Annotated in this window: 15 protein-coding genes and 1 pseudogene; 8 read left to right on the top strand and 8 right to left on the bottom strand. The window is 63.0% G+C overall.

All coding sequences use genetic code 11. The features are described 5' to 3' along the window. Positions 1-235: 235 nt before the first annotated feature. The 3 genes from QM841_RS27465 to QM841_RS27475 are packed head-to-tail and all read right to left on the bottom strand — an operon-like array spanning position 236 to position 3,562. A complete protein-coding gene (locus tag QM841_RS27465) occupies positions 236-694 on the bottom strand; it encodes a MaoC family dehydratase (RefSeq protein WP_061045877.1) in 459 nt (152 codons plus the stop codon). A 52-nt stretch (positions 695-746) separates the two neighbouring features. Then, a complete protein-coding gene (locus QM841_RS27470; protein WP_283334532.1) occupies positions 747-2,759 on the bottom strand; it encodes an oxidoreductase in 2,013 nt (670 codons plus the stop codon). After that, positions 2,756-3,562: an NAD(P)-binding domain-containing protein gene (locus QM841_RS27475; RefSeq protein WP_283334533.1), complete on the bottom strand. Its 807-nt coding sequence runs from the start codon at positions 3,560-3,562 to the stop codon at positions 2,756-2,758. Before QM841_RS27475 ends, QM841_RS27470 begins: the two co-directional genes overlap by 4 nt. Positions 3,563-4,112: 550 nt before the next feature. On the opposite strand from QM841_RS27475, the gene QM841_RS27480 reads away from it, so the two are divergent. From QM841_RS27480 to QM841_RS27505, 6 genes are all read left to right on the top strand, one after another. Continuing rightward, a complete protein-coding gene (locus tag QM841_RS27480; protein ID WP_283334534.1) occupies positions 4,113-4,568 on the top strand; it encodes a VOC family protein in 456 nt (151 codons plus the stop codon). A 96-nt stretch (positions 4,569-4,664) separates the two neighbouring features. Beyond that, a complete protein-coding gene (locus QM841_RS27485) occupies positions 4,665-5,420 on the top strand; it encodes a TetR/AcrR family transcriptional regulator (RefSeq protein ID WP_095870064.1) in 756 nt (251 codons plus the stop codon). Between the two features lie 633 nt (positions 5,421-6,053). Further along, complete coding sequence (locus tag QM841_RS27490; RefSeq protein WP_283334535.1) at positions 6,054-7,274, top strand: acetyl-CoA C-acetyltransferase; 1,221 nt, start codon at positions 6,054-6,056, stop codon at positions 7,272-7,274. A 39-nt stretch (positions 7,275-7,313) separates the two neighbouring features. Beyond that, positions 7,314-8,045, top strand: a complete 732-nt coding sequence (locus QM841_RS27495; protein WP_283334536.1) for an SDR family NAD(P)-dependent oxidoreductase — start codon at positions 7,314-7,316, stop codon at positions 8,043-8,045. A gap of 25 nt (positions 8,046-8,070) precedes the next feature. Then, complete coding sequence (locus tag QM841_RS27500) at positions 8,071-9,867, top strand: acyl-CoA dehydrogenase (protein WP_283334537.1); 1,797 nt, start codon at positions 8,071-8,073, stop codon at positions 9,865-9,867. A 19-nt stretch (positions 9,868-9,886) separates the two neighbouring features. After that, positions 9,887-10,648, top strand: a complete 762-nt coding sequence (locus QM841_RS27505) for an SDR family NAD(P)-dependent oxidoreductase (protein ID WP_283334538.1) — start codon at positions 9,887-9,889, stop codon at positions 10,646-10,648. Positions 10,649-11,343: 695 nt separating this feature from the next. Here QM841_RS27505 and QM841_RS27510 read toward each other — a convergent pair. The 4 genes and pseudogenes from QM841_RS27510 to QM841_RS27525 all read right to left on the bottom strand — a co-directional run bounded on the left by QM841_RS27510 (position 11,344) and on the right by QM841_RS27525 (position 15,024). Continuing rightward, positions 11,344-13,083, bottom strand: coding sequence for a zinc-ribbon domain-containing protein (locus QM841_RS27510; protein ID WP_283334539.1), 1,740 nt, complete (start codon positions 13,081-13,083; stop codon positions 11,344-11,346). 826 nt (positions 13,084-13,909) lie between these two features. Further along, on the bottom strand, positions 13,910-14,488 hold the full coding sequence (locus QM841_RS27515; RefSeq protein WP_257014870.1) for a DUF2510 domain-containing protein: 579 nt from the start codon (positions 14,486-14,488) through the stop codon (positions 13,910-13,912). Positions 14,489-14,555: 67 nt separating this feature from the next. Continuing rightward, a pseudogene (locus tag QM841_RS43490) lies at positions 14,556-14,630 on the bottom strand (DUF2510 domain-containing protein); the annotation flags it as partial. A 223-nt stretch (positions 14,631-14,853) separates the two neighbouring features. After that, on the bottom strand, positions 14,854-15,024 hold the full coding sequence (locus QM841_RS27525; RefSeq protein ID WP_179443379.1) for a hypothetical protein: 171 nt from the start codon (positions 15,022-15,024) through the stop codon (positions 14,854-14,856). A 212-nt stretch (positions 15,025-15,236) separates the two neighbouring features. On the opposite strand from QM841_RS27525, the gene QM841_RS27530 reads away from it, so the two are divergent. Both QM841_RS27530 and QM841_RS27535 read left to right on the top strand, forming a co-directional pair. Continuing rightward, positions 15,237-15,731: an N-formylglutamate amidohydrolase gene (locus tag QM841_RS27530; protein ID WP_095870057.1), complete on the top strand. Its 495-nt coding sequence runs from the start codon at positions 15,237-15,239 to the stop codon at positions 15,729-15,731. Positions 15,732-15,988: 257 nt separating this feature from the next. Next, complete coding sequence (locus QM841_RS27535) at positions 15,989-16,813, top strand: pentapeptide repeat-containing protein (protein WP_257014859.1); 825 nt, start codon at positions 15,989-15,991, stop codon at positions 16,811-16,813. Positions 16,814-17,054: 241 nt separating this feature from the next. Here QM841_RS27535 and QM841_RS27540 read toward each other — a convergent pair whose 3' ends face one another. Beyond that, positions 17,055-17,192 carry a hypothetical protein gene (locus QM841_RS27540; protein WP_283334540.1) on the bottom strand — a complete coding sequence of 46 codons (138 nt, stop codon included), beginning with the start codon at positions 17,190-17,192 and terminating at the stop codon, positions 17,055-17,057. Positions 17,193-17,400 lie beyond the last annotated feature (208 nt).

Here is a 17,400-nt window from a genome sequence, read left to right on the forward strand (position 1 = left end):
CGATAATGGCGTAGGTCACACAGGCTTGTCAATAAGGTGTGGCTCACCTGATCGGAATCCGCCGCGCAACGATGTTCCGGTAGCCCATTGGCCGTGTGGCTCGCTCCACTGAAGCGTCCTGTCGTTGCTGGTGTATTCGGTGGACCGATACGCCCCGCGGCCTCCGGGGTCGGTCGCGGCCCGGCGGCAGCGGGCGATCGATCACCGCGGTCGCTCGGAGGCTGGCGGGGGCAGTTCAGAAGATGATGCGGCCGACGGTTTCTGCAACCAGGGCCGGTTTTTCTTCGCCTGCGATCTCGAGGGTGTTTGTCGTGACGATCTGAAGGGCCCCTCCGGGTGCGTCCCCGACAGAGTTCAACGTCGTCCGCAAACGAACGTGGGCCTCGACCTTCACCGGGTTGACGAATCGAACTCTGTTCAATCCGTAGTTGATCGCCAGCGTTGTGTTCTCGATCGTGTATATCTGCCAGTTGAGCAACGACACGAGAGACAGGCTCAAGAACCCATGAGCGATGGGGGCTCCGAACGGGCTCTCGCGTGTCGCACGTTCGACGTCCACATGGATCCATTGATGGTCCCCCGTGGCGTCGGCGAAGGTGTCGATGCGTTCTTGCGTGATGTGCAGCCAGTCGCTGGTGCCCAAGTCCTCTCCGATAGCGGCTTTCAGTTGATCCGGTGATGTGAAGATGCGCATGGGTGCTGAAGCTCCTACAGAGATGAACCGGCCCGGTCGCGACACGCACCCGTCATGGGGTGGCCAATTTCAAAGCTGTGCCCACTGCGGACAGCCGGTCGGCGGCGTGCAGGCCATCCCACATGGCATTGTCGAGACGTCGGGGTGCCAAGCAGTCGCCGATGCGAACCACACGATGGTCATCGCCCAGCTGCTGGTACAGGGTGTCGTCGACGGCGCTACCGGTTGCCAGAACCACGGTGTCGAAGCTGCCCAGTTCGACGGGCACGCCGGAGAATACATCGTAAGCGTCGACTGTCTTATCTCGAATGGTGTCGATCCAGGTGTGGGGCCGTAGCTCGACCCGTGCATTGCGCAACCGCTTGTACAGGAATTCCTGGCCGGCCCCGCTCCAGAGTCCCACCGAGGTCGATCTCGTCACGATGGTCACCTCGTGGCCGTTCTCTGCGAGGTATTCGGCAGCCGTGGTCGCGTGCCCTTGAAAGTCGTCCTCGACGACGAGAACTCTGTTCCCCACTGTCGCGGTCGTGTCGAACACTTCCCATGATGTGACGACATGCGGCAAGTCGTGTCCTGGTACGGCCCTGGCATCTGGTCGGTGAGTGGTGAAGCCGGTCGTCCACGGCCTCGAGCCTGTTGCGAGAAAGACGTGATCGAAGGCAGAGAGGTCGTCGACGGTCGCTGTGGTACCCAGGTGCATCTCGACACCCAAGGTGTTGAGTCGGCGACGTAGATGTTCGATCAGCAGTCGAAACTCCGATCGACTTGCCGTGCGTGACGCCAGTTCGATTTGGCCACCCAACGTCTCGCGGGTTTCGAACAACACGACGTCGGCGCCGCGTTCGGCGCAGGTTGCCGCTGCCTGCATGCCTGCCGGGCCACCACCGACGACCACGACCGATTGTCGGGTGACCTGCCCCCGGGTACTCGACCACTCGAACCCGACCCGAGGGTTGACGGTGCATTCCATCTGTCCGCCTTGAGCGGTCTTGCCGACGCAACCCTGGTTGCAGCTGATGCATGGTCGAACCTGGCTGAGACGGCCTGATGCGACTTTGGCCGGCATGGATGGGTCTGCGATCAACGCCCGATTCATCCCCACCATGTCGGTAGAGCCCTGCGCCAGAATCGACTCGGCGACAAGCGGATCCTTGATTCTCGTGGCGACAATGACCGGGATGGACACCGCATCTTTGATCGCTCGGGCGGCGTCGACGAAAAGTCCGGTGTCGTGCCCCATATCGGCAATCCACAGTGGATAGTTTTCGTTGCTTGCGCCGCTGACATTCAGATAGCTGACCCCACCGGTCTGCTCCAACAGTGTCGCCGTGATGATGGCGTCGCTGGGGGTGTTACCGCCGGCAATCATGTCGTCGCCGTTGATGCGCACACCCACCAGGAAGTCCGCGGAGACCACTGACCGGATACGTCGGACAATCTCACACACGACGCGTGCGCGGTTTTCGTGTGAGCCACCCCATTCGTCGTGGCGATGGTTCATCTGGGGAGAAACGAATTGGGCGAGTCCGTAACCCTGCGCTGCGAGGAGTTCGACTCCATCCCAACCGGCTTGCTCCATGAGCGCCGCGGACCGAGCGAAGCTCGAGATCATGTCTTCGATCTCCGCTGCTTCAATCTCCTTGGGTATCTCCCGAACAACAGGGTCGGGCAGAGGCGACGCTGACAGAAGCGGCAGATGGCTCAGCCGTGAGGAACCTTGGCGGCCGCCGTCCCAGAGCTGCGCCAATAGCAGCGAACCATGCGATTGGACAGCCTGTGCGAGCTTGCGATGGCCCTCGACCGCCTCCGAGGAGAAGGCGTAGTTTTGTCCTCCGCCGGTCTTCGACCGATCCCATGCGGCCATGTTTCCGACGACAATCATGCCCACGCCGCCCGCCGCTCTTTCGGCGTAGTAAGCGATTTGCTGTTCTGTGACCATTCCGTTGGACGCGTAGTACGTGCCGTGCGGGGGTGAGACGATGCGGTTCTTCACTACTCGAGAGCCGATACGCACCGAACTTGTCAGGTGCGGGAATGCCATCCCGTCTTTCCACTCTTCGATCATGACCGTGTCCTTTCTGGATCGGCAGCCCCGAGTAGCCCCCGGGCAGCGCTGACGGTGGAGGTGATGTCATTCATGGACGCGCGGTCGAACGGCGACGACGGCAACTCACCGCCGAGTAACCGCGTGTCTTTGAGCAGGAGGTCGACTTGATTGTCCGAAAGGGTGGCCAGGGCGTCGCCGGCCGCACTCGATCCTGAGCACGCCCGGATGACTTCGCTTGCGATCGACGGGTCGACTCCCTGCTCGTGTGCGGTACCAAGCCCCACTGCCGCACTCAGCACATTGCGGGCGGCCAGGGTGTTGTTGATCAACTTGAGCAACGAGGGTTGACCGACGGTGTCGAGCGGGAACAGTCTCGCGAAGACGTCGTGTAACAGGGCTTCTTCGAAGGCATCGGGTTGCGGGCCTGCGATCAGACCGGTGAGTTCGCCTTCTCGCGCCCTCACCTCGCCGCCTGAAACGGGCAGCTCGAACAGACGCCACGCTCGATGCGCGTCGACCACGCGGCGGGCGTCCGACGGAGTCATCGTGGTGATGATGAAGGCGCTGGCGCCGTCGTCCATCGCCGAGCGCACGCTGTCGTCGGACAACACCGCTTCGATTTGTTGCACCGTTCGCACCGCGATGAACATGCACCGGACCTCGCCCCAGTCGATACCATCGAACGAGGACACCGCCCGACTTCCCGTTTGCTCCTGCCATTCGCTCGCACGGACCCCGTCGACGTCCATGCCGATGACGTATCGGCCTTGTTCGGCCATGCGACGGGCAATTCCACCGCCAATGCCGCCGAGTCCGACCACCACTACCTGTGCGCGTCGATGCGCATAACTATCGGCCTGTGCCATCGTTCCTCCACCTCACCTCGACATGGGACGTTTCGCTGGTCTGTTCCCGGCTTGACGGCCGTGGAAATGGCGACGGAGAACGCCGCATCGACGCTCGTCACCGACCGCGTGGGCGCCGTTGTCCACTCCGCGGGAAGCCGCGCCGGTGTCCACTGCTGCGTGCACGACCAAACCTACCCGATGGTTGAAAACCCGACTGTGTAGTCGACACAAGTTGTACCACCCCTCTGCTGCGCATTCCAGGCATCCCGACGATTTGTGCGTCGAAGGCGTTCGGTTCGACCCCCGGGTGACAGTCGCGTCGCCTCGGTCAGATGGCGTGATGTCGCGTCCTGCGCGCGTGCCACTACGGTTCCGCTGCCGCGGGCTCGCCGAACGAATCCGACCGACTCCTTGAATTATCGACCCTCGGGTCGGTACTGTCTCGGTGCAGACCCTTGAAGGTCAGCGTTCTGTACGCGTCCACCTACCAGTGCACGCCCGCTGCGGCGAGGTCCCCGTGCAGATGTCCGGCGCGACAGCGAATTACACGACAACGCAACAACAGGAGACGAAGATGAGCCTCGCAGTCAATGGAATCAACATCGCCGTTCGCGACCTAGCGTCCGCGACCGAGCGTTACGAACGCCTGTTCGATGTCCGGGGCGAGCACGTCGGCCCCGACGGATTTGCGTTCCCCGGCCTCGAGGGTACGAAGCTCGACGTGGGGGGCTTCATCATCAGTTTGATCGCCTCGACCCAGGAGGGCACGTCGGTGGCGCGCTTTCTCGAGCGCCACGGTGAAGGCGTCTTTCTCTTCTCTGCGAAAGTAGACGACCTCGACATCGCTACGGACGAGCTGAAGCAGCAGGGATTGTCGCCTCTGCTCGACGAGGCCGTCCGCGGAGACTTCGGGGCGGTCAACTTTTACCACCCCCGAGCACTCAACGGCGTGCAGCTCGAACTGATCGAGCATGCATGAACAACGCGGCGCGTAGCTGCACTAACGCCGTCGTCGCGCTGATTGCAGTGCCCACCGGTACCGGCTTGGCTGCGGCGGTGTCTATCCTCGGAAGCTATGACAACGGCTTCTGATCGTGCGGACGCGGCGGCTGCGAAGAGCGCCGGTGGTTCGGTACGCAATTCCGTGATGCGTGACCGCATCACAGAGGGTGCGGCCCGACTCTTCCAGGCCCGGGGGATCAACGGAGTCACCATGCAGGAAGTCGCTGCGGAGGTGGGGTTGTCGAAGGCGTCCATCTACCACTACTACGAAAACCGAGACGACCTGCTCCGGCACGTCTTCGGTGACTGGGCAAGGGGTGAGGTCGAGAAAGCCCGGGTGATCGCTGCATCGGATGCCGACGCAGCTACCAAGCTCACCGCTTTCATTCGTTTCCACCTGAACTCCCTGGTCGATCACCTGGATCTCTACTCACTGACTTTTCGCGAAGAGAGCGAGCTTCCCGACGACGTCCGCGACGAGTTCCGGGCAGCCAAGCGCGAGCATGATGTGCTGATCCGGCAGATCATTCGAGAGGGCGTAGAGGCTCGCATCTTCGAACCAATCGATGAAACCCTGGCAGCATTTGCGATCGACGGCATGTGCAACTGGATCTGGAAGTGGTATCGCCCGGGAGAAGACGGTAAACCCGCTGACGACATCGCCGAGACCTTCGCCCACTTGATTCTGCGCGGAGTCATGACGACCACGTCGACGGCATCCGCCGGCTGGCCCGAAGACGTCCAGGGCGTGGATGGGGCGCTTGCCTACCACGCCCGCGAGATACGGCATCACACAAGCCAGCTCGAACTCTTGTTGAGGAATCGGTAAATTTCAGCGCGCCGCCTTGATTGGTTTCTTCGAGGTACGCCCTCTGACCCTCTCTGAGCGTCGGGTACTACACGCCCTTTAGACGGATCCCCGGATGACCGGGGTGCCACTCGTCGGCGAATGAGGCGACGTCCGGCACGCGAATGGTCCACTGTCGGACTGGGGCAGCACAGGGGTGCGCCCACACTGCACAGCCCCGACCAGGACCATCACTCCAGACTTGCCTGGCGCCGCGGTGGGAGCGGTTACGGCAGCAGACTATGAGCCGCTGCGGCCGACTCGCACGGCTCTTCCGCGCGCTGCACTCCTCCGGCGGGCACCTGTTCGAGAGACGCATCTGTTCTCGTCGTCCGCAGGACAGGACGCAGACCCGCCCCAAGCCGGCCAGCCGAACCGGCGCAGACTGCAAATTCGGCGCTCGCGGTCGAGTCATACGCGTCGAAACCCGCCGAACAAGCCGCCCCACCACACACCCAAGACCGCGTATTCGCCTGCGGCCGTTACGTAAGCACGCCGCACTCGGCTTACGACAGGCCTACTTGACCACCACTCCCGGCACAGCCATACTGCGAGAAGTAGACCGCAAGATCGAATATTCGACCCACTGGTCGACAACATGAACGGACGAGATTTATGCCTGAAGCAGTTATCGTCGCGACCGCCCGCTCTCCGATCGGCCGCGCAGTCAAGGGTTCCCTCCGAGAGATGCGCCCCGATGACCTGGCAGCACAGATGGTGCTCGCCGCATTGGGAAAGGTGCCCGAGGTCGATCCCCGAACGGTGAACGACCTCATGCTCGGCACGGCCCAGCCCGCCGGCGAGAGCGGATACAACCTCGGACGGGCAGTGAGCGTTCTCGCCGGAATGGACCATCTACCAGGCGTCACCGTGAACCGCTACTGTTCCTCGAGCCTTCAGACCACCCGGATGGCGCTGCACGCGATCAAGGCAGGCGAAGGAAATATCTTCATTTCCGCCGGAGTCGAAACTGTCAGCCGTTTCAACAAAGGCATGGCCGACGAGAACCCCGAGACGCACAACGCCGTGTTCTCCGACGCGGAGTCCCTCACCGAACGGCGCGCTGGTGGCAACCAGGACCCGTGGATGGATCCGCGAACAACCGGGGCACTTCCCGATCTGTACATCACCATGGGACACACTGCCGAGAACGTCGCGGAATACAGTGGGGTCTCACGCCGAGAACAAGACGAATTCGGCGTCCGCAGCCACAATCGCGCCGAGGCCGCAATCGAGCAGGGCTTCTTCGCCCGCGAAATCACACCCGTCACCCTCCCCGACGGCACCGTGGTCAGCACTGACGACTGCCCCAGGCCCGGAACGACATACGACGTCGTCAGCAAGCTGAAACCGGCATTCCGTCCGAACGGAACCGTCACCGCAGCCAACGCATGCCCGCTCAACGACGGCGCGGCAGCACTGGTCATCATGTCGGACGCGAAGGCGAAGGAGCTCGGGCTCACCCCCCTGGCCCGCATCGTATCGACCGGCGTATCGGGACTCTCACCCGAGATCATGGGTCTGGGACCCGTCGAAGCGACCCGGCGCGCACTCGACATCGCCGGCATGAGCATCGGTGATATCGACTTGGCAGAAATCAACGAAGCATTTGCGGCTCAGGTCATTCCGTCGGCTCGTGAACTCGGCATCGACGACGACCGACTGAATACCAACGGAGGCGCGATCGCACTCGGTCACCCCTTCGGCATGACCGGCGCCCGCATCGCCACCACGCTGATGAACTCGCTGGAATTTCACGACAAACAGTTCGGCCTGGAGACGATGTGCGTCGGCGGCGGCCAAGGAATGGCCATGATTCTCGAACGCCTGTCGTGACAACCCCCTGACAACACTAAACCGAAAGCAAAAAACGCAATGGGCAACATCACGTACGACTTCACAGGCAAATCCGTCATCGTCACCGGCGCGGCCCGCGGCATCGGGCAGGCGATCGCGAGACATTTCGTAGAGGCACAAGCGACCGTGTTCATGGTCGACTTCGACAAGGACGAACTTGCCAGCTCGGCCGCAGACGTCGGTGCAATCGGAATCCCAGCGGACGTCGGCGATACCGACAATGTCGAACACGTCATTTCGACCGTTGTCGCCGAGACCGGCCGCGTCGACATCGTCGTCAACAACGCAGGAATCCTGCGCGACAAAGTCCTGTGGAAGCTCACCGACGACGACTGGAATCAGGTCCTGCAGGTGCACGCGGGAGGTACTTTTCGGTTTACCCGCGCAGCGGTCCCCCACTTCCGCAAGCAAGAATTCGGGCGCATCATCAACGTCACGTCGTACACCGGGCTCCGAGGCAACCGCGGACAGGCGAACTACGCAACAGCGAAGGCAGGGATCATCGGATTCACCAAGACTGCTGCAAAAGAGTTGGCTGCCTTCGGAGTTACGGTCAATGCGATCTCGCCCAATGCAGCCACACGCATGACCGCCACGATCCCGGAGGAGAAGCTCTCCGAGCTCACCGGTCCGATCGCCCGGCTCGCGGACCCATCCGAGATGGCCGACGCCATCTGCTTCCTCGCGTCGGAGGAAGCCGCGTACATCACGGGCGTCGTGCTTCCCGTCGACGGCGGGGTGTCGATGTGATGTTGCACAGGATTCGGAGATCTCGATGACCGACGTACTGTCACGACGCGACTTGGACTTCTTGCTGTACGAGTGGCTTGATGTGGTTTCGCTGACATCGCGCGAACGGTTCTCCGCGCACTCGACGGACACGTTCGCCGCCGTGCTCGAACTCAGCGCGGACATCGCCCACAAACATTTCGCACCGCACAACAAGAAGTCCGATGCGAACGAGCCGACCATGTCGCCAGACGGTTCGATAGAGATGATCGAGGAGGTAAAGCAGGCGCTCGACATCTACTCCGCGGCTGGACTACTGGCCGGCCAGTTCGACGAGCGCGTCGGGGGCATGCAGTTGCCGACGACGGTGTCCCGCGCCGCGATGGCGTGGTTTCAGGCCGCCAACGCCTCGACCTCGTCGTACCCGTTCCTCACCATCGCAAATGCGAATCTGATTTCGACCCACGGCACCGACCAGCAGGTAGACGACTACGTCCGCCCGATGATCGAGGGCAGATACTTCGGAACCATGTGTCTGTCGGAGCCGCAGGCCGGCTCGTCGTTGGCCGACATCACCACTCGTGCCGTGAAACAGGACGACGGCCGGTACAGACTCACCGGTACCAAGATGTGGATCTCCGCCGGCGACCACGAGCTGACCGAGAACATCATCCATCTCGTCTTGGCAAAGGTTCCCGGCGGCGGGTCTGGGGTGAAAGGAATTTCGCTGTTCATTGTCCCGAAATTCTTACCCGGCCCGGACGGAGAACCCGGCATCCGCAACGATGTGACGCTGACCGGCCTGAATCACAAGATGGGCTTTCGCGGAACCACCAACACGCTCCTTGCCTTCGGTGACGGCACGCATCAGCCGGAGGGCGACGCCGGGGCGATCGGTTTTCTCGTCGGCGAAGAAAATCGTGGGCTGAGCTATATGTTCCACATGATGAACGAGGCGCGGATCGGCGTCGGGTTCGTGGCCATCGCCCTAGGCTACGTCGGCTACCTGAAGTCGGTCGAGTACGCGAAGATGCGGACACAGGGCCGGGCACTGGGCGCGAAAGATCCGTCCTCGCCTCCAGTCGCCCTGGTCGAACACGCCGATGTGCGCCGCATGCTGCTGGCGCAGAAGTCCTACGTGGAAGGAGCGCTGGCACTCGGCTTGTACTGCTCCTTCTTGGTGGACGAACACGACAGCGCCGACAACAAGGAAGATGCTTCCAACGCGACGTTACTGCTCGACGTATTGACCCCGATCGCAAAAAGCTGGCCGTCACAATGGTGCCTGGAGGCGAACAACCTCGCCATACAAGTTCACGGAGGGTACGGCTACACACGGGACTACGACGTCGAACAGTACTACCGCGACAACAGGCTGAATCCGATTCATGAGGGTACTCACGGAATACAGGGCCTCGACCTGCTCGGCCGCAAGGTCACAATGCAGGACGGCGCTGGACTAAAGCTACTGAACTCGAAGATCGCGGCGACCGTGCAACGAGCACAGGCGATAGGCCGAGACGCCGAGCGTTATGCGGCCGAACTGGCCTCTACCTGGAGACGAATTGTGGACCTGACAGCCGCGCTCTGGGAATCAGGTGACCCCTCACTTGCACTCGCCAACTCGACCATCTACCTGGAAGCCTTCGGGCACACCGTCATCGCATGGATGTGGCTCGAGCAAGTCATCGCCGCGGATGGTCAGGCCGGCAATTTCTACGATGGAAAACGGCAAGCGGCCCGGTACTTCTACGCCTACGAACTGCCGAAGGTCGGACCGCAGGTGGAGTTGTTGGCGAGCTTGGACAGAACGACACTCGACATGAACCCCGCGTGGTTCTGATCCGCGGGAGCGCAGACGGATGACTATCCTCGACAGATTTCGCCTCGACGACCGCGTCGCGATCGTCACCGACGCTTCATCGGTGCTAGGCGCGGCCCTGGCCAAAGGACTGGCCGAAGCGGGTGCAGACTTAGTCCTCGCCGCTCCTCGCACGGACGGACTCCACGAAACGGCCGACATCGTCCGCCGATCAGGTCGACGTGTACTGACGGTTCCGACCGACATCACGGATCCAGGCCGCTGCACTGCTCTGGTCGAAGCGACACTGGACAAGTTCAGGAGGGTCGATGTCCTGGTCAACAACGCCGAACTCGTGTCCGTAGGACCTGCGATCGGTGAGAGCGTTCACGAATTCCGATCCGTGATCGATGTGAACCTACACGGTTCTTACTGGGCGGCACAGGCATGCGGGCGAGTGATGCAACCGGGGAGCTCGATAGTGAACATCTCGAGCATTCTGGGAATCACGAACACGGGCCTGCCGCAAGCTGCTTACAGCGCGAGCAAGGCTGCCATCGCCGGCATCACCCGCGACCTCGCACAACAATGGGGCAGCCGAAAAGGCATTCGCGTCAATGCAATTGCTCCAGGCGTCTTCACGAGTGCCATCAGCAGGAAATACCCAAAGAGCCACATCGAACAACTGGACAGGCGCATGCTCCTCGGACGAACCGGCGAACCAGAAGAGTTGGCGAGTACGGTGGTGTGGCTTGCATCCGAGGCGGGCGGCTACGTCACCGGACAGACGATAGTCGTCGACGGCGGCATGACCATCACTTGAGCAGCGTGCACCCTTTCTACATCGGGGGGTTTCGACGTCGGCGACACCGATCGTGTACTGCTCCCGCCCGAGTCGCGTCACCAACTCGGGCACCCATGGCTTCCAGGCCCTCGTGCCGTCGATGATCACGTACTCCCTCAACGACTGCGTGACCACCGTTTCGAGCAGAAAGTTCGATTCGATGTGGACCAGTGCGGACAGGTCGTTCGGATAGAAGCGGCTCGGCTGCCCGGAAGCTGATCGAAGCTCCTCGGGCAGGAACTGCTGCAGCAAGCCGTCCGCGTCAGCCGCCGCGAGGAGGCGAAGTTCGAACTCGTCCGCATCCATATGCCGCCACCCCTGCAGGTGCTCCCCCACCATATGGGCTTGGGCGGTGGATTTGCTGGCACCGGGCGGACCGGCCATCAGAATGGCCACCCGGCCCTCGCGCAGTGGGGTTTCCCGCGCCAGACACCAGTCGATGACGGTGCGGCGAAACCGCAGCCAGGCCGGTGATGCCGCGAAGCGGATCATCGTGCTCGCGTCGGATTTGGTGTGCAGCGGACCACCGGGCATAGACATGGCGGTGAGCTGCGCGGCGACCTTGCCGCGCAGCGGATCCGGGGAGTTCACGCAGACCGTGCCGCCTGCTCGAGGGCGTCCTTGTTCCGTTCCACCGCTCGGATGTCCTCAAGGAGGGGCACTTTCCTGTCGAGTTACGCGGTCAGGTCCGTGACCCAGTCGCGGATGTCCTCCATGACGGGTCCTGGTCGCGCAACGCTGGAGTGCACCCGCACTTCCCGGTAGCGGGGATGGTCAATCCCCAGAGCGGGGAGGTCGTCTTCGCGCAGCCGCACCACCCAGAATCCGGCCGCGAGCAGGTCTCGGCTCTTGCGTTCGTCGACGAGGACCTTCGCCGGCGCGCGATGCCAGTACGCGCCGTCGTACTCGATCACCAGCGTGTGCTCGTTGACGCTGACGCTGATGTCGGTGGTCCACGACTTCCGGGTGGTGAAGGCCTTGTCCTTCATGGTCACCCCGGAGCGCGCGTTGCCGAACAGCTCCTCGGCGGCGGCGTGGTGAGCCAGCTCCACTCGCGATTTGCCGGCCTCGCGGCAGTCCGGGCATTCGGCGCCGTTCGAGCGGCTGCTCAGCGGTGCCTGCCACGTGTGTCCGGGGTTGGTGGCGCAGATCCACTCCGGCACGAATGGCGTGGAGGTGTGTGGGCGCACGTTCCATGCGGTGATCGGGTTCGCCGGGCTCCACTCCGCGGCCAACCCTGGGTCGTGCCAGGCCAGCGAGCCGAGGAAGGTGCGACAGGCCGGGCACCTCAGCCGCTGATACTTGTCGCGCGCCCGGACTGTGTCCGGCCATTCGTGGCCGCAGCAGTCCGCCCGCCACCAGACTGTGCGCTGCGAGTTCCACACCACGTTCTGTGGAGTGTGCGTGCCGTTGAATGTCGGATGCCACTGGCTGGCGATTTCAGGCGAGGTGTCGGCGAGCCACTTCTTCGCGGTCGCCGTCTTCGCGCCGCGACACTGCGGACACCCTGCCTTGAGGAACCGTATCGGGGTCAGCCGGGGATAGTGTTCCTTCGGGCAACGGAACCGCCGTTGTGTGCCATTGGCCACCATCACCTTTCGTGGGTCGGCGTCGTCCGCCCACGCTGCCGCCAGCTCGGGTACGTCAGCGATCGGGGTCGTCCTCCACTGCGCGTATTCGATCTCCCATTCCTCTTGCCGGCGGGTCGAACAGTCCGGGCAGGTCGGCCGGTCGGTCATCGTCGCCGGCTTCGCCTCAAATCGCAGCCCGCACTCCGGGCACCGCCACTGACACGCTCGGGTGGCCCGGACCGTTACGGTGCGAAACGTCGCCTCGTCGTTGCGTTCGTGGTCCCACCACTGCAGCGCCGGAGAGTCCGACTCGGACAGCAGCACCCGGCCAGCACGGGGGCTTGCCGGGTTCGAGGAGCGGGAATTGCGGGAACAGTTGCAGTGCCATCCGAAGTCCGCCATGCGGGCGGCCCAGATACGCCCACACTGGCGGCATTTGGCCACGAGGGGGCCATTGCCGTCGTCGCTGACCTCGTCGAGCGGATCGATCAGCTTGTACCCGAACTCGTCGAGTCGGCGGGCGATCTTCTCCCGATCGGGAGTGGCTCCCGGGCGAGGGCCTCGGTTGCCCGGCCAGGCTTTCCAGTGGCATGCCCGACAGGTCGCGATCCCGGCCGCGTTGTTGCCGACGATGTACTTGAGCAGGTAGTGGGCCTGCACCCCGCAGGTGCTGCAGGTGGTGAGCCGCCACGTGCTCGGTTTGGTGAACGGCTCCGCCGGTTCGAGGCCACCAGCGCGTACCAAGTTGTCGATGCAGTCGAGGCACCAGGCGGGTTCGCTGCGGGTGGCGAAGGCAGCTGGCCGCCCGCAGTCCGTGGTCGAGCACTCCTGAGTCGGCACCATCGCTCCTCACATTTCCATGGAACGGCCCCGTCTGCTCGCACCGATTTCCCACCCGCCACAGCCCTGCTCGCAGGTAGTCGTGACGATAGTCGCGCCAACTCATCAGCCGGCCTCCGCACTCATCCACGGGGAGGAACTCCGAGCCGAGGACTCACCTTCAGGGTTCCAGCCAGCTGCCAGAGTGGGCGAACAATATTAAGTGCAGATATAAGTATTACTCCGGAATTTCCATTTAGCTTTGACTATTGCGGGGCTATTAATACCCGAATACGCAATTCCCAATCCGCAGAAAAATACACGCCATGGGCACTAGACCTGCGGTGACGCATCCTGTAATGTGGGACCCTCGACACCGAAGAATGGCGGCGACGAGCACTCCAGAGAATTACTCCTTGGATCGTATTATGCCATTTTTCGGACAACAAAGAAAGGTGATGGATCACCGGAAGGAATAACTAAAATGGAAATTAAAAGAGAAATAGATAGAGAACAATCAAATAGTGAAGTAAAGAATAAGATGACACGGGCAGAGCGAATCCATTTGCTGTTCAATGGCATTCGGACCGTGGTATCGCTCCGGCACGTCCCTGAACTGTGGGAGTGTTTGAGCAAACTGCTGGAATGGTTCAGCAATCTGCTCGGCTAGCTCGGAGTGCTCGCACGCAGTCGGGGCGGACCCAGTCGTCCGTCCCGACTGCTCTGCAGTACCGCCGAAAAGCGCCGTATCCGCAGGTACGGCCAAGTTCGAGGCAGCCACCTGCTCCGTCGTCCAACTCACCGCAACCGCGCTATCCGCGAAGCCCACGAGCGACGACAACTCCGGCCATCAGCGGGTCAGGTTGACTACGCAGGTGTCGAGCGCCTGGACGATCTCGTCACCCGGTGAGATCTGCAGCGGTGCCGCACTGGCCTTCGGCCAGGTTGTGGTGTTGCGGGCGCCGCCGGTCGAGGCATAGACCGCGCCGTTCGAGATCACCCAGACATCGGAGCGGTTCTTCACCTTGCCGGTGGTGTCGACGGTGGTGCCGCCCAGGAACGTGTACGGTCCGGAGTCGATGACCGTGCCGTTGATCAGCGACAGCCCGGAAGCCGAGAAGCCGGATTCGACCATGGCGACCAGTGATTCGTTCGCCGGGGCGCACCTCGGGTCCGATGCCGGAATCGCGGGCCTCGGCGCAGCGGCCGGCGCCTGGGTGGTTGTCACCGGGGGCGTCGTAGCCGGTGCGGACGTCGACGCCGCTGCCTTCGAGGTCGTGGGTGCCGCGGTCGTGGTAGTGGTTGCGAGGGTCGCCGCAGCCGCTACCGCGGGCCTGTCGTCTTTCTTGTCGTTCCCACCGAGCACTGTCCCGAGGATCGCCATGACCACCAGCACAGCGGCAACGACCAGCAGCACCTTCCCGAACACCCCCCTTTTTCTTAGGCGGATTCGGGGTCTGACCGGCCTTCGGCCGGGTGTCTCCGGTCCACTGAGCGCCGTCCCAGTAACGCACGAGGTTCGGATCAACCGGATCCGGATGCCAGCCGGGCGGCGTTGTCGGGGAAGTCATTGCGGGGTTTCCAATCAGTCCGTGTCGAGGACCCCCCAATCCCAGGAGGTTCAGGCGGGGGCATCAGGATCCCGAAGGTTTTGGGAATGGCACCGCAGTCTGGTTCGCGAGGTCAGCTGTCTTCGTTACATCCTGGCCGGCCAGAGGTCCGCACCGACGGCACTTCGGGAGCCGCCCGTGAACCGCTGCGCATCCGTAAGTAGCTCGGACTGCGCGGACGAAATCAAGCCGGATCCCACGGCGATCGTTCGAGACTGTTGAGCTCATCGAGAACCTGGTCGACGGCGGTGGTCGGGATACGGAAGCCTTCGCCCTCCGAAGCCCGGAGACGGTCGCGTACGTAGGCGAGCATGGCGAGTTCACGCTCAAGGTCTGCTGTGGTTCGGTCGCTCACGGTCTCATCCTGCCCCGGGGTGGGCGGTGATCCGAACTGTGCCACCCGGCGACGTCGAGACGAAGGCCGGCGCTGTGCATGTTCGGCCAAAAATCCTTCAGGGGGACATGTCGTCTCCGCTAAATGGAACATTCAGCCGGTCCTGTCGTCGGCGATGCGAACTCCCGGTCGCCCTCTCAGCCGGGCGCCGAAGCCCCCGTACCCTTTGTCCCATGTCCGCAAGCACCGGAAACCCCAGCGCCGACCAGGCTCTGCCGTCTCTGGCCACCGGTGACATCTCAGCGGATCCGCACCTCATCACGGTGTCGGCGCGCACCGGACAGGACATCGAACTGCGGATCCACACCTCCATCGCACCGTTCGACGTCGCGGCAGAGCAGTGGTTCCCGGCCGTGGCCGGGTTCGCGGTCACGGTCCTCGTGCACACCCTCGACGCCGAGACAGGTCGGCCACGGTATCTGCCGCCCGCCGAGCCCGCCGAGTGGGCGCGCGCGATCTTCTCCACCGCCGGCGCCTCGCACGGATACTTCCTCGGTGCTGTCGACCCGGACACCGGCGGCCACCGGGACGGACAGCTCGCATACCGCCTCTACCTCGACACCGACCGGCAGGCGATTGCCGTGCCTCGACAGGTGGTCACCTCCCCGCACTATCTGCTCTCTGCCATCGACGGGAGAGAGCAGATCGCCATTCCCACGACCGCGTGAGCTGCCCTGCGCTATCGTGGCCCCCATGGCAGGATTTGCCCGGCTGACCGGTGGTGGTCGCCCCCGTCGTGCAGGTGGAGTGCTTGTATTGCAGGCGATTCCGTTGATTGTGTTCAGTGCGGCGGCGTGGTAAGCGGTGCCGTCCTCGGCGACATCTGCCGCCGGCGTCTAAGGTCCTGGGTCCCTCAACCCTCTGAGATTCATTCGCGCAGCGGATACCTTCAACTCAGTGGGGTTGGTAAGAACCTGTAGTGAAGATGAGTCTTGCTGTGCATCGTTTCCGACCGCGCCGCACTTGGCGGCATGCGATCTCCTGGCTCGGTGTCGCGGTTGCGGGGGTGGCTGGAGTTGGGATCACAGCCCCTGTTGCTCTGGCGGACACGGTGGTTGGGACGTGCACGATTAGGGTGCCGAATCCGTGGCCGCTCGAGCCGCTGACTTCCTGCCCCGGTGCGGATCTGAGGGGTGCGGACCTTCACGGAGTGAACTTCGTCGGAGCCAACCTGAAGGGCGCGGATCTCTCGGGCGGAAACCTCGAAGGCGCGAACATCCATCTAGCGGACCTGTCCGGTGCGAAGCTCAACAACGTCAACCTCAAGGATTCATACGGTCTCACCGTCGTTCTCCATTCCGCCGATCTATCAGGCACAGACATCACTCGTGGCTACTGGCTCGCAGCTGACCTGTCCAACACCAAACTCGTCGGAGCGAACCTCACCGACACCGACCTTGCCGGCGCGAACCTCGCAGCCGCAGACCTCACGGGCGCGAACCTGTCAGGTGCCAATCTCACCAGCACCCTGCTGGTGCCCTCAGTCATCTACACCGACGCGGACCAATCGGGCACCGCCGCGGTTACATGGCCCGCACCCGCCAATCTGCCCGGAACCGTCTTCGAGGGCTGCGACCGCACCTCTGGCGACCGATTCCCGGTCGGGCAGACCTTGGTTAATTGCACGGTCAATAGTGCCGGTGGTCGCGGAACCGGAACGTTCTCGGTGCACGTCAATCCTCCACCGACTGAAACGCCCAACCCGCCGATTGTTGAGCCCGGTGAGGGATCGAGCTTGTTCGGGAGTTGAATGAACGGCCGAGGTTGCGGGTATCCGCCCTCCCGCCCCACCCGGCCCGAAATCCGGACCCCTCAGGCAGCGCCCCGGCGTTGTGGAGGCGAACGGCCCCGGACTGGACCGCGAGCTCGGGTACTGACCGCCTCGGTGACGGTATATTCCATGGTGATGCCACCCCATCGAGGTGGGGCTGGAAGTGAGCCACAGGATTACTCGCCGGACGACGAGGCCTGTGGCTCGCGTCGTTTCCGGATCAAATCTGGCGCAGGTCGACCGCACCTGCCAGTTTCGCCAGGTAGCTGGGATTTCCGACCCGGGATTGGACCACCGCTCCGCACACGATGTCCGCGACCCAGAGCGCCGGCTCGACCATGCCGACTGCGTGATTCACCCGCAGCGATGAGGTGATCACCTTCGGGGCTCGAAATTTTCTGCAGGATGTCGACATCGCTGGCGTCCAGGTGGCTGCGGGATTCGAGTGTGATGTGGCTGCACGGCATCTCGGCCAGGTTGGGGAGCAGATACTCCAGGCATTTTCTGCGGTGGCACCGGTCGGAGACGGCGGCTTCGGTGTGAATGACGACGAGTCCTGCCAGCGG

Origin of the sequence: Rhodococcus sp. IEGM 1307, assembly GCF_030056915.1 — a bacterium.
GTDB lineage: Bacteria > Actinomycetota > Actinomycetes > Mycobacteriales > Mycobacteriaceae > Rhodococcus_F > Rhodococcus_F opacus_D.